Genomic DNA, 20,419 nt, shown 5'->3' with positions numbered 1-20,419 from the left:
TAATGCCAAAGGAATACGGCATTGTAAGTCAAAGATATCATATAAAACAAAGCGCTACTGGTCTGTGAGCAGTGAGGCTTTGTCGCCCTTCGCTTGAACGACCTAAGATGATTTAATACATCATCAGTATGACATGCAATTTTGAGTAAAACAGCGCGTATTGGAAAACAAGCCAAAGCATTACTGGTTTACCACTGTTTTTAAGTTTCACATAAAGGTCTAGCATTAAACCCTAGCACCTAAAATTAACGGGAAGGATTTATGCCCAAGTTACGTTCTGCAACTACCACACAAGGTAGAAATATGGCCGGCGCTCGTGCGCTATGGCGTGCAACCGGAATGAAAGATTCTGATTTCGGCAAGCCTATTATTGCTATTGCTAACTCATTTACGCAGTTTGTACCTGGGCACGTTCACCTCAAAGACCTTGGTCAACTGGTAGCGCGCAGCGTGGAGGAAGCCGGTGGTGTTGCAAAAGAGTTCAACACAATAGCGGTAGATGACGGTATCGCAATGGGTCATAGCGGGATGCTTTACAGCCTGCCCTCACGAGAAATCATCGCTGATGCGGTGGAGTATATGGTAAATGCGCACTGCGCCGATGCCATTGTTTGTATCTCTAACTGCGACAAGATCACCCCGGGAATGTTGATGGCATCAATGCGCCTTAACGTGCCGGTAATCTTTGTATCGGGCGGTCCGATGGAAGCGGGGAAAACCAAGCTTTCAGATCAGCTTATCAAGCTAGATTTGGTTGACGCCATGGTAGCGGCTGCTGATGATAAAGTGAGTGATGCTGATACCGATGAAATTGAGCGTTCAGCCTGCCCTACCTGTGGTTCATGCTCAGGGATGTTCACTGCTAACTCCATGAATTGCTTAACCGAAGCGTTAGGTTTATCACTACCGGGCAATGGTTCAATGCTTGCTACTCACGCTGACCGTGAAGGGCTGTTCAAACAAGCAGGTAAGCAAATAGTTGAGCTTTGCAAGCGCTACTACGGTGATGATGATGAAAGCGTATTGCCCCGTAATATTGCTAACTTTAAAGCGTTTGAAAACGCTATGAGCCTTGACATTGCCATGGGTGGTTCAACCAATACCATTCTGCACTTGTTAGCAGCAGCGATGGAAGGTGAAGTGCCTTTCACTATGGATGATATCGATAGGCTATCTCGCAAAGTGCCTCACTTATGTAAAGTGGCGCCGTCGACGCCTAAATACCATATGGAAGACGTGCACCGTGCCGGTGGCGTGTTAGGTATTTTGAACGAGCTTAACAAAGCGGGCTTGCTGAATAGCGATGTTAATCACGTGCTTGGTAAGCCGCTTACGGATGTTATCAGCGAGTGGGATATCACTAACCCTGAAAATAAAGACGCGATCACCTTTTATCGCGCGGGACCTGCGGGCATTCGAACGACTAAGGCGTTTAGCCAAGATTGCCGTTGGGATGAAGCCGATGACGACCGCGAAAATGGCTGTATCCGCTCGATTGAACATGCGTTTAGTCAAGAAGGTGGACTCGCTGTACTTTACGGTAATGTGGCAGAAGACGGCTGTATTGTTAAAACCGCAGGTGTGGATGAGTCTATTTTAAAATTCAACGGCACAGCGCGCATCTATGAAAGCCAAGACGATGCGGTAGCGGGTATTTTAGGTGACGAAGTAAAAGCCGGCGATGTGGTATTTATTCGCTACGAGGGTCCGCGCGGCGGACCGGGCATGCAAGAAATGCTTTACCCAACCTCTTACCTAAAATCAAAAGGCTTAGGCAAGCACTGTGCATTAGTTACCGACGGCCGATTTAGCGGTGGTACTAGCGGCCTGTCTATTGGTCATTGCTCTCCTGAGGCGGCAAGTGGTGGCGGTATTGGCTTAGTTGAAGACGGGGACAAGATTGAAATAGATATCCCTAACCGAAGCATCAACATCGTTATTTCCGATGAAGCGCTCGCCGAACGCCGTGCAAAAATGGAAGCGAGCGATAAGCCTTGGAAACCTAAAGATCGTGTACGCGAAGTTTCTACATCACTCAAGACCTTTGCAGCGCTGGCAACCAGTGCCGACAAAGGTGCAGTGCGCGATGTCAGTAAGTTGGAAGACTTGTAATGGAAAAAGAGCACGTCAGCGATCACGAGTATCTAAAAAAGATATTGCTCGCTCCCGTTTACGATGTGGCTGTGGCCAGTGAGCTTTCTTACATGTCACTGCTATCTGCAGAACTTGGCAATGATATTTTCCTAAAGCGGGAAGACCAGCAGCCGGTTAAAAGCTTTAAACTGCGTGGTGCCTACAACCGTATTTGTTCACTAAGTGAAGCTCAGCTTAAAGCCGGGGTTATTGGTGCTTCTGCCGGTAACCATGCGCAAGGCTTGGCGTATAGCGCAAAAATGAAGGGTATTCAGGCAACCATCGTTATGCCGGAAACCACCCCTGACATTAAAGTAGACGCAGTACGTCGCTTTGGTGGTGAAAACGTGAATGTGGTATTGCATGGCACCAGCTTTGACCAAGCCAGTAACCATGCTAAAGCACTGTGTGAGACCCATGGCTATACCTTCGTACCGCCGTTTGACGACCCTGATGTAATTGCAGGCCAAGGTACGGTTGCGCGAGAGCTATTAGAGCAAAACCCACACCTTGATATTTTATTTATCGCCGTGGGCGGTGGTGGCTTAGCTGCCGGGATTGCCGTGTATTTAAAGCAGCTAAAGCCCAGCATTAAGATTGTGGCGGTGGAGTCTGAAGAGTCGGCGTGTTTCATTAAAGCGAAAGCACAAGGCGAGCCTACGGAACTGGAAAGCGTCGGTATTTTTGCCGATGGCGTGGCGGTCAAAGTCATGGGGCAGGAAACCTTTCGTTTATGTAACCGTTTAATTGACGAAACCATTACCGTTACCAATGATGAAATTTGTGGCGCAATTAAAGATATTTTCGACGACACCCGAGTTATTGCTGAACCTGCTGGCGCCCTTTCGGTGGCCGCTATTCGCAAATACGCTAAGCAGTACGACTTGAAGGGCAAGAAGCTTGGTGGCATTTTGTGTGGCGCAAACATCAATTTTCATACCTTACGCTATGTTTCTGAACGCTGTGAATTAGGCGAGCAGAAAGAAGCAGTTTTTGCGGTAAAAATTCCTGAAACCAAAGGCGCTTTCAAGCAGTTTTGTGAGTGCGTGGGGGCTAAGGCCATTACCGAGTTCAATTATCGCTATGCCAGTGAAAGTGAAGCGCATATCTTTGTAGGCGTGAAGCTTAAAGGCGGTCAGCAAGAGTTTGCTGCACTGCAAGGTGACCTTGAGAGCAAAGGCTATGACTGCGTTAATTTAAGTGACAACGAGCTGGCAAAACTGCACGTACGTCATATGGTTGGTGGTCGCCCACCTACTATCTTGAACGAGCAGGTATTTAGCTTTGAATTTCCGGAGCGCCCGGGAGCATTGCTGAATTTCTTAAACACCTTAGGCGAGCAGTGGAATATTACTTTATTCCATTATCGCAACCACGGTGCAGCCGAGGGGCTAGTGTTAGCTGGCTTTGATATTGCGCCTGAAAGCCGGGATGACTTTAACCAGCACGTCGCCGAATTAGGTTACAAGGTGGAAGAAGTCACGGATAATCCAGCTTATCGTTTTTTCTTGTCTCAACCCGCCTAAATCAAAACGCTGAGCGCAGGCGCTTGGCTTTTCAAGTTATCGCCTTGCATTGTTTCACGTTAAGCCATGGTTTACCGAGAAGCGATACAAGGCGGCATTACAACGAGCCACTTTACCTTTAAGTGAAAAACGGCTTACTTTTTACCGGTGTCAAACAAAGGTAAAGGGTGCACAAAAAAGCCCATGCAGCAGCATGGGCTTTTTACGTTTTGATAGATAGTGTTAATGGCGAGCTTTAATTAGTTTGACCATTAAGCGCTACATTCTCTAAATGTTGCATCATTTCAGGCCATATTAGCGCCATTACATCTTGTCGAAGCGCTTCACATTCTTCAGAGTACTTTAGACTGCCATCTTTTTCAGAGTCTAACCAATGGTTTTCTTTAAGTGCGCCGATAAAGCTAGACAGCACGTTCTTGTCGTAAAACTCTGGTGAACTTAGCCCGTACAGGGCGGATAAACGCTCGGCCACTTGTTTACTCTCACGCTCTAAGGCGCCTCGACTAATTACCTTTTCTTTATCAAGAATGGTAAGCACAACGGCATAACGCTGTAACGTTTCCTGCATGCAGCGGCTTAACAGCCATGCAGAATGGAATTGTTTACAGTGAGCATCAGGAGGCAATAGCTCTTTGTCTTTTTGACGCAATAACCCATTATTGAGCAGTGCGGTAATCAGTGCGTCAGTATGCGCAAGAGCTTCATCTTGGGTTAGATGCAAGAAAAGCTCTTTTTGCAGTAAAGGATAAAGTGCAGCAATTAGCTGAAGTATATCGTTCTTAGTCGTGCCTTTTTTCGCGAAAACAGAGGCCATAACAAGACCTGGGATCGCAAATAAGTGCAAAATATTGTTGCGATAATATGTCAGGTAAACCGCTGACTTAGGCTGCGGGCTAATTAACCGGCCGTAGTCATCTTCTTTAATATCAAAGCGTCCGAGTTTCAGCGTATCGCGCAGCAATTTTTCTGCCGTTGAATCAGGAATGGTGGCGTCGTCACTAAATGGAACAGCTTTAAACAAATCCATAAAATCGCCAATAGACTGTTTTAGCTCGGCCTCACTCATGGTTTGTGTTTTTGAAGAGAGTAAACACAGCGATGTAAGCGCCATACCATTTAACGCGGCTGCGCGGTTAATTCGCGTCATCACGTTATTAGCAAGTTCATTAACCGCAGGCGTTAACCACGCAGGCTTCTTCTCGGGCTCAGCATCTCTACAGTCGCGCCAGTTAGGCACATGGCTTTCAAGGAACTGGTTCAGCGCAATGGGCTCACCAAAGTTCACATATCCGTGGCCGTAATTTTTAAGTTTACGAATAGCAGAGAAGACTTGAAGGTTTGACTCTTTTTTCTTCTTAGACCCTTTAAGTTCGTTAAGGTAGCTTTTCACTTCCATCACGTTTTCATAGCCAATATAAACAGGCACGATGCTCACAGGGCGATTCACCCCTTTCAACATGGCTTGAATGGTTATGGCTAACATGCCGGTTTTCGGCGGAATAAGACGACCTGTGCGGCTACGACCGCCTTCAGGGTAGTATTTCACCGAGTAGCCTTTGTTGAAAAGTAGCTCTAAATACTCTCTGAAAACCGCAGTATACAGCTTGTTGCCTGCAAAGCTGCGACGCAGGAAAAACGCACCGCCACGGCGGAACATTTTACCTACGGGCCAAAAGTTAAGATTAATACCCGCTGCGATATGGGGCGTTACCATGCCTTCGTGATAAATCACGTAAGTGAGCAGTAGGTAATCCATATGGCTGCGGTGACACGGCACATAAATAATTTCATGTCCGTTTGCAGCAAGTTCGCGAATTCGTTCGGCGTGCCCTACGCTTATGCCGTTATAGATTTTGTTCCAGATACGCGTAAGCAGCCTGTCGCCAAACCGGATAAGGCCCTCGCGATAGTCTGCAGCAATCTCGGTAATGTATGACTGGGCGCGCGCTTTTGCTTTGTCGTGAGATACTTTTTTGCTTCTAGATTCCTCGGCAATGGCGCGGCGTACGGCATCAGACCCCAATACGCTATTATTGAGCTCTTGACGCTCTAATAGCGTAGGGCCCGTCATACTTTGGCGCTTTCTCTGAAAATGCGTACTGGCAACCCGAACGAGCTTATGAGCGATACTCTGATCGCTACCGTGTTGGTTAGACATGGCGCGCGCCGAAACGGCCTTAGAGTAATTGATAAAGTTGTCACGGCCTAAAAACAGCACGATGAATAACTTGCGCAACCAGCTGGGTGCAGCCTTATCAGCAATAAGGTCGCTCAGTCCCGGGTTACCGCGGCCTGGTGCTCTGCCCCATGTCACATAAACCGGCACAACTTGTAAATCGAGATTCTCATGGTCTCTGTGCAGGTGGAAAAGGTCTGTAAAGACTTCTTCAATTCCCGTGTCTTTTGCCGACGAGCGGAAAAGCGGTTGTGTTTTTCGCAAAAACAACGTCGATGAATACTCTCTCCCTGCCAACGTTAAGGTCTTAGTTGGGCTGGGTAAGTCTAGAGCTTGGGTCGACATTCTCAATGAAAGTTGGTCTGTCACTGAGTTGGTGGGAAGTAGATAAACGATAGGTTTGCTTTTATCTATTCCTAATTCGGTTTCAACGTTAACTGGAATACTATGGGCTTTAACCAGTAACTTTACAGGATAATGAAATACCGACAAAAGGGCTTTTCGCATCCACGACATGAACTATGTAATCCTATGAAATAAAAACAAGGGGAGTGTAACACAATCGCGTCACAATCTCGCGATAAGCCAATATCATTGCTTTACTTGCTGTAATGACTCCATGTATTTGAACAAGTTCAAAAACAAAAAGGTATTTAAGATAGTGGCGCGCTTATCAAGCGGCTGCGATTTATGCTTCTGCTAGCTCGATAAGAGCAAGGTATACGCTCTTCATCAACTACAATAAGCAAAAGACGCGCTAAGTGCTTGTTATTTGGTTTTAGGTGTATATACTTACAGGAACTGTATGAACAGACAGGTCTTTTATGCGCCCACTCACAGCTCGACAAACTGAAGTTTTAGAACTTATTAAAACAACCATGCAAGAAACGGGAATGCCGCCTACGCGTGCTGAAATTGCCCGTCAGCTTGGTTTCCGTTCTGCCAACGCCGCGGAAGAACACTTGAAAGCCTTGGCGCGTAAAGGCGTGATTGAAATTTTGCCGGGTACGTCGCGAGGTATAAAGCTCAATATTCCTCTGGACAATGAAGCTGAAGAGGAAGAAGGCCTGCCTTTAATTGGGCGTGTAGCTGCTGGAGAGCCTATTTTAGCTCAAGAGCACGTTGAGTCTCATTACAAGGTAGACCCAGCCCTATTCCAACCTCAAGCAGACTTTTTACTTCGTGTAAACGGTATGAGTATGAAAGACATTGGCATTTTAGACGGTGATCTGCTAGCTGTGCATCGCACGACTGATGTACATAATGGACAAGTGGTGGTAGCTCGAGTTGATGAAGATGTTACTGTGAAGCGTCTAGAAAAACGCGGTCGCGAGGTATTACTTCATGCTGAAAATGAAGAGTTTTCACCGATAAAAGTTGACCTTGCAAATGAGCCCTTCGCAATCGAAGGTATTGCAGTAGGCGTTATACGAAACGCTGATTGGATGTAAGGTTTTAGCTTCTTTGATCAAAAGCGGTGCATTAGCCGCTTTTTTTGTGCCTTTTACTCCCCGTTTTTGTTCTGCTTTAGGCAAATTAGGTTTGAATATCCTATTCCTACTAGAAATCCTTGAATCCACTATTGTGCGGTAGATTTCTCTTTATTTCGTCCATGAATACCTCCCGCGACAGCTATTACAAAATATAAGCACTGTTTAAAACTGTCGTTCAAGGTGGATTAACTTGTCTATTTAATAGCAAGTTAAAGTAACATCGACGTTGTCTCCACGTTCAAAATGGGCGTTTGATTTACTGCGCGTTTGCACATTCTAAAGCTTACTTCCTGCACACCTCATCTTATGCTGACTTTTAACCAAATGATTAAATATTAACCACTTCGTTAAATTTTTAATAGAAAAGACTAGACGGCACGACATTATTGCGCAATTCTTATACAGAGATTAACAAAATAATAACAATGACTCTAAATTTGTTTTACAAGTTGAGGTTATGGGTCAATCGTTCGCAATTCATTTGGTAGGGTTAGCGCAAAACAAGATAGCGCCTTTAGCCGTACCATTCCGGAGGTGCTGAGTGAAACAACTAACGACCGTATTGGCAAGGTGGTGCGCAAGCCTACCATTTTTGCTTTTCTCTTCATTGATTTTCGCGCAAGAAGCAAGTGAAGAAATCTCTTCACTTAATTTACGACGCGGTGCTACCGACATTAGTGGTCAGGTTTACGACCTTCATATGTTGATGTTCTTCATTTGTGTTGGCATTGCGGTGGTCGTGTTTGGCGTGATGTTCGCGTCTATGTATCTACATAGAAAGTCTCGTGGCGCTAAGCCCGCTAACTTTCATGAAAATGTAAAAGTAGAAATCGCGTGGACCGTTATCCCTTTCCTTATTCTCGTTTTTATGGCGGTACCGGCTGCAAATACGCTAATCGCGATGGAAGATACCACTGAACCCGATATGACAGTGTTGGTCACAGGGTCGCAATGGAAGTGGCATTATAAATATATGGACAGTGACGTGGAGTTCTACTCGCTGCTTGCCACACAAAGAGAGCAGATTGAAAACAAGTTTCAGAAAACCGATAACTACTTACTTGAGGTTGACCGTCCACTAGTGATACCTACGGGCAAAAAAATACGATTCCTTATTACCTCTGACGACGTTATTCATTCGTGGTGGGTTCCAGATTTTGCCGTTAAGAAAGATGCCAACCCTGGATTTATTAACGAGTCATGGGCCAATGTAAATGAGCCCGGCATTTATCGCGGACAGTGTGCTGAATTGTGCGGAAAAGATCACGGTTATATGCCCGTTGTGGTTATTGCCAAAGAGCCCGCTGAGTTTGATAAGTGGATGAGTGAACAAGAGGCAATGGTTCGTCAGGCAAAAGAAGAAGAGCAGCGTCTCCTTTCTATGAATATGTCGATGGACGAGTTAATGCAAGAAGGTGAGCGTGTTTATAACGCGACTTGCGCAGCATGTCACATGCCAAACGGTGAAGGTCTCCCTGGCGTGTTTCCAGCACTCAAAGGCAGCAAAATGGCCAAAGAAGATCAGCAAGGCCATATCGACATTGTGCTTCACGGTAAGTCAGGCACGGCCATGCAAGCCTTTGGCAAAATGTTAAGTCTTAAAGAAATAGCAGCTGTTGTTACCTACGAGCGAAATGCGTGGGGTAACAACACCGGTGACATGGTTCAGGCTAAAGATGTCAACGCTGTTGCGAACGGAAACTAGGAGCAGATCATGAGCAAAGCAACTGAAGTTATTTCGCCAGATACCTCTGCGCAACACGATGATCATGAGCATCACGACCATATTCCAAAGGGGGTTACCCGTTGGTTGTTTACCACTAACCACAAGGACATAGGCACACTCTATCTATGGTTCGCCTTTATCATGTTCTTAGTGGGCGGTGCGATGGCAATGGTTATCCGGGCTGAACTGTTTCAGCCTGGCTTACAAATTGTTGAACCAAATTTCTTTAACCAAATGACCACAGTGCATGGGCTTATCATGGTTTTTGGCGCGGTAATGCCTGCTTTTACCGGGCTTGCTAACTGGTTAATCCCCATGATGATAGGTGCGCCAGATATGGCATTGCCTCGCATGAATAACTGGAGTTTCTGGATCCTGCCCGGCGCGTTTCTCATACTGTTGAGCTCGCTGTTCATGGAAGGCGGTGGCCCAGCATTTGGCTGGACGTTCTATGCGCCACTTTCCACAACATATAGCGGCGATTCTACAGCGCTGTTTGTGTTTTCGGTTCACATAATGGGCATTTCATCCATTATGGGGGCGATTAACGTTATTGTGACGATTTTCAATATGCGTGCCCCTGGCATGACCTGGATGAAAATGCCGCTATTTGTGTGGACATGGCTAATCACTGCATTCCTTCTTATTGCCGTTATGCCAGTGCTAGCAGGCGCGGTAACCATGGTATTGACCGATAAATTCTTTGGAACAAGCTTCTTTGATGCAGCAGGTGGCGGTGACCCCGTCATGTTCCAGCACATTTTTTGGTTCTTCGGTCACCCTGAAGTGTACATAATGATATTGCCGGCCTTTGGTATTATCTCGCAAATTGTTCCTACTTTTTCCCGTAAAAAGCTATTTGGTTATGCTTCTATGGTTTATGCAACCGCGTCCATTGCGCTGTTGTCATTTGTCGTTTGGGCTCACCACATGTTTACCACGGGCATGCCGGTTTATATGGAAATGTTTTTCATGTTTGCCACCATGCTTATTTCGGTGCCAACTGGCGTAAAAGTGTTTAACTGGGTGGCCACTATGTGGCGTGGCTCGCTAAGTTTTGAAATGCCGATGATGTTTGCGATTGCCTTTATCGTGCTTTTCACCATAGGCGGGTTATCGGGACTTATGCTTGCGATAACGCCAGTTGACTTCCAATACCACGATACCTACTTCGTAGTGGCTCACTTTCACTATGTACTTGTGACAGGGGCTGTCTTTTCCATCATGGCAGCCGTTTACTATTGGCTACCTAAATGGACCGGCAAAATGTACGACACTGCGTTGGCAAAATGGCATTTCTGGTGTTCCCTCGTGTCGGTGAATGTTTTGTTTTTTCCTATGCACTTTGTAGGTTTGGCGGGCATGCCACGTCGTATTCCAGATTATGCTTTACAGTTCGCCGATTTTAACAAGTGGATAAGCTTGGGCGGCTTCGCATTTGGTTTATCTCAACTTATCTTCCTCGCATTGCTTATTAAGGCTTGCAAAAAGCAGGGAGAAGGCGTGTCAGCGCAGGTATGGGACGGCGCTGAAGGTCTTGAGTGGGAAATTCCATCACCTGCTCCTTACCACACGTTCGAAACCCCACCTGTTGTTAAATAAGCGCTTAGGTTGGGCGTGTTATACGTGAGGCATGGCCTGTGTGAGTAAGGAAATTCACACACTACAGACGGTAGGGATGTTGGGGCGCATATCATAGCGTTTAACAGTCCTTACCTTTGAATTTACTCGGAGGTAGCGTGATGTCACAACAAAGTGCAAACAACAAAATGGTGATCAAGCTTATCGCCATTGTTATCGGTATGTTTGGCTTCGGCTTCGCACTTGTTCCTCTTTACGATGTGTTTTGTGATGTAACGGGAATTAACGGCAAAACCGAAGGGACTGCAGCAGTTTATCAGTCGGTTGAAATTGATACGTCCAGAACAGTGACCGTCGAGTTTATTACCCGCACGAATACCGGCATGCCGTGGGAGTTTCGCGCCGAGACGAAGCGTGTGAAAGTTCACCCCGGTGAGCTCAACACGGTGTCGTTTTACGTTCGAAACCCAGCCTCTAGCAATATTGTGGCTCAAGCCATTCCTTCTGTATCACCAGGCATGGCAGCACTTTATTTAAATAAGACGGAATGCTTCTGTTTTAACCAGCAGCCTTTGTCCGCAGGTAGCGAAGCCTACATGCCTATGCAGTTTTATGTAGACCCTCAGTTACCTGAAGATATTACCTTTTTTACTTTGCAGTACACACTCTATGACGTCACAGCGCGAGCAAGTGACCTAACGACAACACCGAATCCCTTTATGGCTTCGACACCGTCGACCGGTGAATAGGCACAAGGGATAAGGAGAAAAAAATGCAGCCCGAAATTCAAAAAGATGAATACCAAAAATACTATGTACCCGCGCAAAGCCCTTGGCCCATTGTTGGTGCTATCGCATTATTTCTTATCGCCGTGGGGGCAGGAAACTATGTTGTAGAAGCCACAAAAGGGGAAACTGGCTACGGAGGCCATATCCTTCTTGCGGGTGTCGCAGTGTTATTAGTGATGCTTATCGGCTGGTTTAAAAACCAAATTGACGAGTCGATGGCGGGGCTGTACAGCGATCAGTTAGGGCGCTCGTATCGACAGGGAATGAGCTGGTTTATATTCTCAGAAGTCATGTTTTTTGCTGCGTTTTTCGGCGCCCTTTACTACGCGAGATTTATCGCTGTTCCCTGGTTGGGAGGCGCATCAAATAATGCCATGACCAACGAGGTACTGTGGCCCACATTTGAAGCTATGTGGCCGCTGGTAAGTACGCCGAGCGGAGTGACAACACAAGAGATGAGCGCCGCCGGTCTACCGACTATTAATACCGTAATTCTACTCATTTCCTCTATAACTTTGCACCTTGCGCATGTGGGGCTAGAGCAGAATAAACGCAAGCAATTAACCCTTATGCTTGGCATTACCATCTTACTTGGGTGTGGGTTCTTATTCTTGCAGGTGGAGGAATATGTCCACGCGTATCGCGACTTGGGTTTAACCCTTCAGTCAGGCATTTATGGCAATACTTTCTTTATGCTTACTGGGTTTCACGGCATGCACGTCACCCTTGGAACTATCATTCTTATCGTGATGTTTTTTAGGGTTTTGAAAGGGCATTTTACGCCAGATAATCACTTCGCGTTTCAAGCCGGAAGCTGGTATTGGCACTTTGTTGATGTGGTGTGGGTCATGCTTTATCTCTTTGTTTACGTGCTATAAAGCAAGAAGCCCCAAACTCAATAAGGCCTTGGGTTTGGGGTAATTAAGCCGGTACCAATAGCGATAAGAATAAGAATGACGATGATGGCTGAAGTCAGTACACGCCGACCAATATATTTACTCATAGGGCCTTTCGACGTGTCGTTTTTCATCATAACGCGCATTGCCATGAACAAGTTCACAATCATGTACAGCACAAGAGCAACAAGGATTATTTTTATTAGCATACTCACCTCTGTTTTTATTTTATTTGTGCACGGGGCGAGATAACTATGTTCTCTCGCACTAGCCGCGTTATTCCTTGGTTACTCACAGGCTTTAGTGTGGCGATAATGTGCGGTTTAGGGTATTGGCAACTTGATCGCATGGTCCAAAAGCAACAACGCTTAGCTAGCATAGCGCAAAAGCAAAGCAATGGAACCTTGAGTTTAGAAGAAGCGCTTTTAAATCAGGATCCCCGAGATATTACGGTATCGTTTAGCGGCGCATTAGACGCCAATCACGTCCTGCTTTTAGACAACCAAATTCACAAGCAACGGGTGGGGTTTGATGTTCTCGCTCCGGTGTATACCAATGCAGGCTGGCTATTGGTTAATTTCGGTTGGGTGCCGGCGCCAGACTTAACCCGAACCTTACCGGATATCCGCTTGGCTAGCGATATGCGGGCATTTACCGGCATTATCAGTGCGCCCGGTGAAAATCCGTTAGTTAAAGAAACGAATATGGCACTTGCGCAAAGCCCGGCACTTGTTCAGTACATCGATTTTGCTGCTTTAAGCCATGCGTTAGAGCGCAACTTTTTACCTTTTATTCTTCAACTTACAACCCCCGACCCCGCATTTATTCGCGAGCATAAGGCGGTTGTAATGTCTCCTGAAAAGCACCTTGGCTATGCGCTGCAATGGTTTGGTTTAGCCATAGCCGCCGCCGCTATTGGCGGCTTTGTAATTAGTAAGAAAGGACGTAGTTATGAGTAATACTGCTTCAAAAAAGACGTTAATTATTATGGTGGCGGTGTTTGTTTTGCCTGTGGTGTTGGCAAAGCTTGCCCTTGATAACGACTGGTTCACCAAAGGCGCGACCAATAAAGGTAATTTGCTAGCGCCTACCATTGATATGAGTGCTTTGCTTAAAGATGCAGAGCCGAAATGGCGATTGCTTTACGTCATGCCCGAAACGTGCGATAGCGTGTGCGAGAACGCCCTATTTAGCATTAACCAAGTGTGGTTAGCACTAGGTAAAGAGTCGGACCGTGCTCAGGCGCTGGTCGTCTCTACGTCTTCAAGCGATCAAAAAGCGCTCGCCGCGTTGAGCGAATACCCTTTTGTTGAAACGCTAAAGGTTACGTCCCCCACGGCTCTTTTATCAAGCAGTGTTTACATCGTAGATACCCAAAACAACGCCATGCTCTTTTATGAGATAAACAACGACAGAAAAGAGGCGGTGATGGAAAGTCGCAATATGCTAGCCGACATGAGAAAGCTTCTAAAACTGTCTCGCATAGGATAATAACGATGAAAAAGTTAACCCTATTCAGTATTTTCTTAGCGGCGGTAGTCATAATTTTGGGTGCTTATACAAGGCTTACGGACGCTGGGCTGGGCTGCCCTGATTGGCCAGGGTGCTATGGTAATTTAACGGTACCTCTAAGCGAGGAAAAAGTGGCTCAGGCAAACGCGGCCTACCCAGAACGTCCTGTCGAGGCCTTTAAAGCGTGGAACGAAATGATTCATCGTTATTTTGCTGGCACGCTGGGAGTTTGTGTACTTGCTATCGCCGTTATCGCCCTTCGGCAGCGTGACAAGGGCACGCCGGTTAAACTGCCGTTACTGCTGCTGGGGCTGATTATATTTCAAGCGGCACTTGGCATGTGGACGGTAACACTTAATCTACTTCCTGTTGTGGTGATGGGGCACCTTCTCGGCGGCTTCTCGGTACTTTCATGCCTCTTTATTCTGTACCTTCGGCTACGCCGTCATCAAGCGGCCAATACTGATGCTTTACAATATGAAGAGCACCCTTTTAGTGGGCCTCGCGCTACCGCGTTTCAGTCTTCTGTTAAGTTTTTTGCGTTTGTTGGCTTAGGCGTATTAGTTACGCAAATTGCTTTAGGGGGGTGGACGTCGGCAAACTACGCAGCCCTTGCATGTACTGAGCTTCCGGTGTGTGAAAGCGGCTGGCAAGGGCGTATCGATTTTAAAGGCGCTTTTAGCGTACCCAATGCGGATAATTATGAATTTGGCGCTCACGACTATGGCGAGCGGGTAACGATGCATATTGTGCATAGACTAGGCGCAGTTATCACTTTTTTGTATTTGCTAGCCTTGGGGGTTCGCGTATTGGTAAGCAATTTTGCTACGCAAAAACAAAAGTACGTCAGTGTAGTTATGTTAATCGCGTTGTGCATGCAGGTGGCACTAGGGGTTAGCAATGTTGTTTTCATGTTGCCATTAGCGGTGGCGGTACTGCACAACGCTGTAGCCGCTGTGTTACTGCTTGCTTTGCTAAACCTAATTTTTACTGTGGCTACCGTGTTGCAACGCAATGCCGTGTACAAAAAAGAAGGGGAAAAAGACAGTTCAGTGGGCATCGCTACACCGTCGCCACCCTCTACGCCGTTTAATCCCGCGGGCGCGTTTAGCACTCACGCAAATTCACCTGGCCCTATTTCTGGGTCTTCCGCTTCTCATATTCTCCCTAGAGCTCCAGGAGGTTTCCATGGCTAAATCACTTCCATTACAGGCACGCGCTTCTCGCCAATACCAACAGGTTACCTGGCGCGATTATTATGAAATGACTAAACCGAATGTGGTGATGTTGCTGCTGTTAACTGCGCTAGTGGGCATGTGCTTAGCCACGCCTACTTGGGTATCGGCTGAGGTTTTAATTTGTGGCTTACTCGGTATAGGCATGTTATCAGCGTCAGCTGCGGTGATTAATCATGTTGTCGATCACAAAATAGATAGCGTGATGGCGCGTACCTTTAACCGTCCCGTGGCGAAAGGTAAAGTGAGTATAAATAATGCCCTTTGGTTTGCAGGAATACTGGGTGTAGTGGGCTTTGCGGTCCTCGCTCTTTTTGTAAACATGATAACGGCATGGCTCACGCTGGCTAGCTTAGTCGGCTACGCCTTCATCTACACCATGTACTTAAAGCGTGCAACGCCTCAAAATATCGTTATTGGCGGCCTAGCAGGCGCAGCCCCTCCGCTTTTAGGCTGGACTGCGGTAACGGGCGAGATTCATGCCCACGCACTCTTGTTGGTACTTATCATCTTTACATGGACGCCCCCGCATTTTTGGGCGCTTGCCATCCATAGAGAAAAAGACTACGCGAAAGCGAAAGTGCCTATGCTGCCTGTTACTCATGGGATTTCTTTTACCAAAACATCCGTGTTGCTATACACAGTATTGTTAGGGCTTGTGTGCTTGCTACCTTACTTGACTGGCATGAGCGATCTTATTTATCTAATTGGCGCGAGTATATTGAATATTAGCTTTTTATATTACGCGCTAAAGCTGAAGTTCGACGCAGATTCACAAACCGCAATGAAAACTTTTAGGTTTTCAATTATTCATCTCATGGTATTGTTTGTAGTATTACTCTTAGATCACTACATACCACTGAGTTTATGAATCAACGAATCACTGTCGGCCTTGTTGCGTTTTTAGCACTTTGTGCTGGCATAGTCGGGGCGCTTTATATTGCGCCCCCGAGTGTTGAAGGCGAGCCTGACTATTTTCAAACCTACCCAGAACCACGTACTATATCGCCTTTTTCCTTGGTATCGCATAAGGGCGAACGCTTTGATACGTCGTCTTTAAAAGGCCAGTGGAGCCTTGTGTTTGTGGGCTATACCTTTTGCCCCGACATTTGCCCTACTACCATGGCTGAGCTCAATAATATTTACCCAGAACTTCAAGCCCTAAATAGCGTCGAACCAATTCGCATTGTTTTTGTATCTGTGGACCCAAAACGCGACTCAGTTGAAAGACTGGCAGAGTATGTGAGCTATTTTAATGAAGAGTTCATTGCCCTTACCGGCGAGCATAAAGCGCTTTTTCCCTTCGTACGCAACTTGGGAATGATGTATGCTATTGCAGAAAGTACCGACAACCCCAATTATTTAGTTGATCACAGTGCGTCCGTTGTACTTATCGACCCTGAAGCTAGGGTGATAGGAAGATTTAAACCAAAAAGAGAGCCAGGAAAGCTATCGATAAGTGATTCCCAGCAAATATTGGCAGACATGCCAGTAATTATCTCAAAGCAGTAGTATGGAAATTGAAATCAGGCAAGGCGTAGCTTCTGATGCTGCGCAAATTGCGCCACTTATTTTAAATGCGGCGCAGTCATTATTAACGTCTATCTTTGGACACAATAAGAACAAAACGGCCGATGGCTATCTTTCCCATGCGTGGGCGCTTGGTGGTGGTCAGTATGGTTTCAATAATCATTGGGTGGCATGCAAAGGTGATGAGGTTCTTGGTGTCGTTACCTGCTGGCATAGCAAGCTAGGCGCAGCATTTGATAGAGCAACGCTCGACAGTATAACGTCTTATTTTACCCTTGATGAAGCCATGACGGTTCTGATGCGCAACCAAACGGTAGCCATAAATTTAACGCCGCCAACCAACACCGAGCTTATGATTGGCCATTTATCTGTTGCTGAAAGTGCGCGCCGTTCGGGAGTAGGCTCACAGCTGATTGACACTATGCAGGCCCGCGCTGCAAAGCTGCAAAAGCGTAAGCTGGTGTTGGACGTTGAAGTATCGAATATCCCCGCCATTCGTTTTTATCAACGCCATGACTTTGTAGAAGAGTCGATAAACAAAGGGTTTATCCGCTTTTCCAAACCCGTGTAGGTAAACCATTCGTTATGTAAGGGCTGCTTTAATATACATAGCAGCCCTTGTTGTATGTTAAAACAATCGCTTCTACTTAATCTGGATAATTCCCTTTTTCATCGGCCACAAAAAAAGGCGTCGAATACCAGTAGTAGCGCCCGGCCTGTGTATTAGATGGTGCCGTGCAGTTAACCCGTGACCGCCCTACGGGGAGCATTTCATTTACGCTAAAGGTCAGTACGTTACCTTCAATATTTGTTTCTATTGGCTTGCCGCTAAAAAAGCAATTTACCTGAGAAAGGCGCACATCGTCACTGTCGATAGTAAGGCTAATAGGAGAGGTCAGCCTTCTTTGAGTCATTCGTGGGTTCTGATGAGTGGTATGTGTGACTGGCATAGCTAGACTGTTTAGCTTGGTTTTAAGTGTAGCTAAGTTAGCGTAGGGGCCCGCCGCGGGGAAACGTGGGAGGGCCTGCATATCGCTGTTAGGGCCTACCGCTCCCGAGTGTTGTCCAAACCCTACATAACCTTCAGCTTCAAGCTTATTGGCGAGCGCCGTATTGTATTCGCCAAATGGGAAGGCCAAATATTTAAGGCTGATATCCAGCCTATCTGCTATCTTCTGTTCTGCACTTTCAACGTTTTGCCATACGGTGTCGAGCCATGTGCGCTCGCCCATTTCCTGCTCACCATTTAGCATGTGTAAATGGTCTAGGGTGTGATTGGCAAACACAACGCCGTCGTTATGCATGGCAACGACTTGCTCCCATGTTAACTGCTGCGGGCCTACGCCAATTTCATTGGGGTTAATAAACACAGTATAAGGAAAATCCATTTCGGCGAGAATTGGGTGAGCATTGTCTAAAATATTGGCATAGCCATCGTCAAACGTAATAGCGACAGCCTTTTCAGGCAGTGTGGTGTTGTTTTGTATCGCGGAAACAACGTCCTGAAGCGGCACTACTGTGTGGTGCGTTTCCAAGTATTCCATGTGTGATTTAAAGGTCTCAGGCGATATACTCGTGCTGGCAGGCGTTGAAGACGATACATGGTGATAAAGCAGAATTGCGGCGTTTGGGGTGGTGCTTAGCGTTGAATCGCTGCTTGCCTCAACTTGATTGTTGATATCAGCCGCAGGGGTTGCAGAGAGGGCTGGCGCGAAAAACAATACACTAAAAAACCCCATGAACATTATTGCTAGATATTTGACATTCGTGCGTTTCATCGTTCTGTTGTGTACCACATTGCTTGTTTTCATATCATCATCCATTGAGTGCCTGATCAAATTTAATAGCATGATAAACTCTTGTATGAACGCGTCTTTACCTGTTTGCTACTTAGATGAGCCAGTGCGCGTTTTAGTTATGCTGCGCCATAAGTTGATAGTATATAGCGAAACCAACCCCTACTGAGATCATTTATGTCCCGTTTCCAAGTAACTCAGCGCTCCTTTTTTGACGATCATACCCGTCTGTTAGCCCTAGCGCTTCCCATGATCTTAGCGAATATTACTACACCGCTATTAGGCTTAGTGGATACTGCGGTTCTCGGGCACATGTCGTTACCCGCCATGCTTGCGGGGGCGTCGGTAGGTGCGCTCATATTAACCCAAATATACTGGGTATGTGGTTTTCTTCGCATGTCTTCAACGGGGTTAAGTGCCCAAGCTAAAGGCGCGCAGAACAATACATTAGAGTCGGCGAAAGTATTATGGCAAACGGTGGCCGTAGCCTTGTTGTTGGGGGGCGCCGTGCTTGTTCTTCAGTCCCCTATTCTTTCTGTAGGCTTAACCTTAACCCAGCCAAACAGTGACGTAGCCCTTCACCTTCAACATTACTTTTCGACCCGAGTGTGGGGGGCACCTGCTGCCATGCTGAATCTTGCATTGGTGGGGTGGTTAGTGGGGCAACAGAAAACGCGCAGCGTTATGACCATTCAAATTGTGGGGAATTTATTAAATGCCACGCTCGATGTGATATTTGTGTTTGGCCTGAACCTGTCTGTGGCTGGCGTAGCGCTAGCCAGCGTAATCGCTGAATATACCATGGCAATAATGGCGCTAGTGGTGGCTTTTAAACAGGTTGGCGGTGTAGCGGTAAGTGCATCGTGGTTTAACCGCGCTACCCGAAAAGTGTTGATGAAGCTAAACGGTGACATGCTATTACGCAACTTAGCATTGCAAGGCTGCTTAGCGTTCCTCACTATTCAAGGCGCCCGCTACGGCGAAACGTCGGCAGCGGTCAACGCTATACTTATGCAGTTCTTCGTTTTGATTGCTCTGGGGTTAGATGGCATTGCCTATGGTGTGGAAGCGCTGGTGGGGGAAGCCAAAGGGGCTTCAAATACGGCCGAAATTAAACGGCGTACTTATCAAGGGCTAGTTTGGTCGAGTATTTTTGCCCTTATCTATAGCCTGATATTTTACGCAGCAGGTGAAGCCATTATTGAGCTACTTACCGAGCATGGTGGCATTGTAAGGGCAGCACTGCCCTACCTTAGCTTGATGGTTTTACTTCCCTTGTTGGCGCACTGGTGCTTTTTATACGATGGTGTATTTGTTGGCCTTACCCGAGCCAGCGCAATGCGAAATACTATGATAATAAGTGCGCTAGGCGTCTACTTCCCCGTGTGGTACCTCACCAAAAACCAGGGTAATGTAAGCCTATGGTATGCCCTACTTGCCTTTTTACTAGCTAGGGGCGTGACATTGGCTTGGAGCTTTTATCGGTTAGACAAGCGTGAAGAACTGGCGTCTTCTAACGGGTAGTAAAACGTATAACTAAGCCTGCAGATGGCAATGAAGCCTCGGCAGGCTTAATATTTTTAACCGTTACATCTTGACGATGTGCGTGGCACAAAGCTTATTGCCTGCAGGGTCTCGCAGGTAAGCAAGGTAAAGTTGGCGTTCGCCATTGCCTCGAATGCCTGGTGGATCTTCACATGGAACACCCCCATTCTCGCTTCCTACTTTATGCCACTCATCTACCAACTCTGGTGTGCGGGCAGCAAGGCCGAGTGTTGTGCCGTTACCATGTGTGGCGGCTTCACCGTTAATCGGTTTGGTTAGCGCCAAAATACCCTTTGGCGTGTAGTAGAATACTCGTCCGTGTTCATCAAAAACCCCGGGCTCGTAGCCCAGTACGCCTAAAACGGCATCATAAAACTTCTTCGACGCTTCAAGGTCATTTGCACCTAACATAACGTGGCTAAACATAGTTGTGTCCTCTTTTTAAATCTGGGGTAAGCCCCATCGATCAAATAGGGTTAATA

Annotated in this window: 18 protein-coding genes; 14 read left to right on the top strand and 4 right to left on the bottom strand. The window is 46.6% G+C overall.

Features of this window, described 5'->3' with window-relative positions; all coding sequences use genetic code 11:
- Positions 1-261: 261 nt before the first annotated feature.
- Complete coding sequence (ilvD, locus tag ACTRWF_RS09760) at positions 262-2,112, top strand: dihydroxy-acid dehydratase (protein WP_462835478.1); 1,851 nt, start codon at positions 262-264, stop codon at positions 2,110-2,112.
- Positions 2,112-3,659 (top strand): threonine ammonia-lyase, biosynthetic, encoded by a 1,548-nt coding sequence (gene ilvA, locus ACTRWF_RS09755; RefSeq protein ID WP_462835477.1) that lies wholly within the window; start codon positions 2,112-2,114, stop codon positions 3,657-3,659. Before ilvD ends, ilvA begins: the two co-directional genes overlap by 1 nt.
- A gap of 235 nt (positions 3,660-3,894) precedes the next feature.
- Here the strand turns inward: ilvA and plsB are convergent, their stop codons facing one another.
- On the bottom strand, positions 3,895-6,351 hold the full coding sequence (gene plsB, locus ACTRWF_RS09750) for a glycerol-3-phosphate 1-O-acyltransferase PlsB (protein ID WP_462835476.1): 2,457 nt from the start codon (positions 6,349-6,351) through the stop codon (positions 3,895-3,897).
- Between the two features lie 308 nt (positions 6,352-6,659).
- On the opposite strand from plsB, the gene lexA reads away from it, so the two are divergent.
- From lexA to ACTRWF_RS09725, 5 genes are all read left to right on the top strand, one after another.
- Positions 6,660-7,286 carry a transcriptional repressor LexA gene (lexA, locus tag ACTRWF_RS09745; RefSeq protein ID WP_012518730.1) on the top strand — a complete coding sequence of 209 codons (627 nt, stop codon included), beginning with the start codon at positions 6,660-6,662 and terminating at the stop codon, positions 7,284-7,286.
- Between the two features lie 583 nt (positions 7,287-7,869).
- On the top strand, positions 7,870-9,033 hold the full coding sequence (gene coxB / locus ACTRWF_RS09740; protein ID WP_012520176.1) for a cytochrome c oxidase subunit II: 1,164 nt from the start codon (positions 7,870-7,872) through the stop codon (positions 9,031-9,033).
- Positions 9,034-9,042: 9 nt separating this feature from the next.
- Positions 9,043-10,656 carry a cytochrome c oxidase subunit I gene (gene ctaD, locus ACTRWF_RS09735; RefSeq protein ID WP_283632656.1) on the top strand — a complete coding sequence of 538 codons (1,614 nt, stop codon included), beginning with the start codon at positions 9,043-9,045 and terminating at the stop codon, positions 10,654-10,656.
- Positions 10,657-10,796: 140 nt separating this feature from the next.
- Positions 10,797-11,384, top strand: coding sequence for a cytochrome c oxidase assembly protein (locus ACTRWF_RS09730; RefSeq protein WP_020746418.1), 588 nt, complete (start codon positions 10,797-10,799; stop codon positions 11,382-11,384).
- A 23-nt stretch (positions 11,385-11,407) separates the two neighbouring features.
- Positions 11,408-12,301, top strand: a complete 894-nt coding sequence (locus ACTRWF_RS09725; protein ID WP_462835475.1) for a cytochrome c oxidase subunit 3 — start codon at positions 11,408-11,410, stop codon at positions 12,299-12,301.
- A 17-nt stretch (positions 12,302-12,318) separates the two neighbouring features.
- Here ACTRWF_RS09725 and ACTRWF_RS09720 read toward each other — a convergent pair whose 3' ends face one another.
- Positions 12,319-12,528, bottom strand: a complete 210-nt coding sequence (locus ACTRWF_RS09720; RefSeq protein ID WP_012518736.1) for a DUF2909 domain-containing protein — start codon at positions 12,526-12,528, stop codon at positions 12,319-12,321.
- A gap of 45 nt (positions 12,529-12,573) precedes the next feature.
- On the opposite strand from ACTRWF_RS09720, the gene ACTRWF_RS09715 reads away from it, so the two are divergent.
- From ACTRWF_RS09715 to ACTRWF_RS09690, 6 genes are read left to right on the top strand one after another with little or no spacing between them, the layout of a single operon-like run.
- Positions 12,574-13,278, top strand: a complete 705-nt coding sequence (locus tag ACTRWF_RS09715; protein ID WP_462835474.1) for an SURF1 family cytochrome oxidase biogenesis protein — start codon at positions 12,574-12,576, stop codon at positions 13,276-13,278.
- A complete protein-coding gene (locus ACTRWF_RS09710) occupies positions 13,271-13,810 on the top strand; it encodes a hypothetical protein (RefSeq protein ID WP_012518738.1) in 540 nt (179 codons plus the stop codon). Before ACTRWF_RS09715 ends, ACTRWF_RS09710 begins: the two co-directional genes overlap by 8 nt.
- Positions 13,811-13,815: 5 nt before the next feature.
- Positions 13,816-15,027, top strand: a complete 1,212-nt coding sequence (locus tag ACTRWF_RS09705; RefSeq protein ID WP_462835473.1) for a COX15/CtaA family protein — start codon at positions 13,816-13,818, stop codon at positions 15,025-15,027.
- On the top strand, positions 15,020-15,937 hold the full coding sequence (gene cyoE, locus ACTRWF_RS09700; RefSeq protein WP_462835472.1) for a heme o synthase: 918 nt from the start codon (positions 15,020-15,022) through the stop codon (positions 15,935-15,937). The genes ACTRWF_RS09705 and cyoE overlap by 8 nt, the downstream gene beginning before the upstream one ends.
- Positions 15,934-16,578 carry an SCO family protein gene (locus ACTRWF_RS09695; protein ID WP_462835471.1) on the top strand — a complete coding sequence of 215 codons (645 nt, stop codon included), beginning with the start codon at positions 15,934-15,936 and terminating at the stop codon, positions 16,576-16,578. Before cyoE ends, ACTRWF_RS09695 begins: the two co-directional genes overlap by 4 nt.
- A gap of 1 nt (position 16,579) precedes the next feature.
- A complete protein-coding gene (locus tag ACTRWF_RS09690; RefSeq protein ID WP_012520171.1) occupies positions 16,580-17,167 on the top strand; it encodes a GNAT family N-acetyltransferase in 588 nt (195 codons plus the stop codon).
- Between the two features lie 76 nt (positions 17,168-17,243).
- Here the strand turns inward: ACTRWF_RS09690 and ACTRWF_RS09685 are convergent, their stop codons facing one another.
- The gene (locus ACTRWF_RS09685; protein ID WP_462835470.1) at positions 17,244-18,446 is read right to left on the bottom strand and encodes a polysaccharide deacetylase family protein; all 1,203 of its coding nucleotides are present in this window, start codon (positions 18,444-18,446) and stop codon (positions 17,244-17,246) included.
- A 123-nt stretch (positions 18,447-18,569) separates the two neighbouring features.
- Between ACTRWF_RS09685 and ACTRWF_RS09680 the strand changes: the two genes are divergently transcribed.
- Complete coding sequence (locus ACTRWF_RS09680; RefSeq protein ID WP_462835469.1) at positions 18,570-19,916, top strand: MATE family efflux transporter; 1,347 nt, start codon at positions 18,570-18,572, stop codon at positions 19,914-19,916.
- 63 nt (positions 19,917-19,979) lie between these two features.
- Here the strand turns inward: ACTRWF_RS09680 and ACTRWF_RS09675 are convergent, their stop codons facing one another.
- Positions 19,980-20,363, bottom strand: coding sequence for a VOC family protein (locus ACTRWF_RS09675; RefSeq protein WP_012518745.1), 384 nt, complete (start codon positions 20,361-20,363; stop codon positions 19,980-19,982).
- Positions 20,364-20,419: the final 56 nt, after the last annotated feature.

The organism is Alteromonas sp. G5_S2_22_S1, from assembly GCF_054968525.1.
This window is presented reverse-complemented; position numbering and strand designations above follow the sequence as displayed.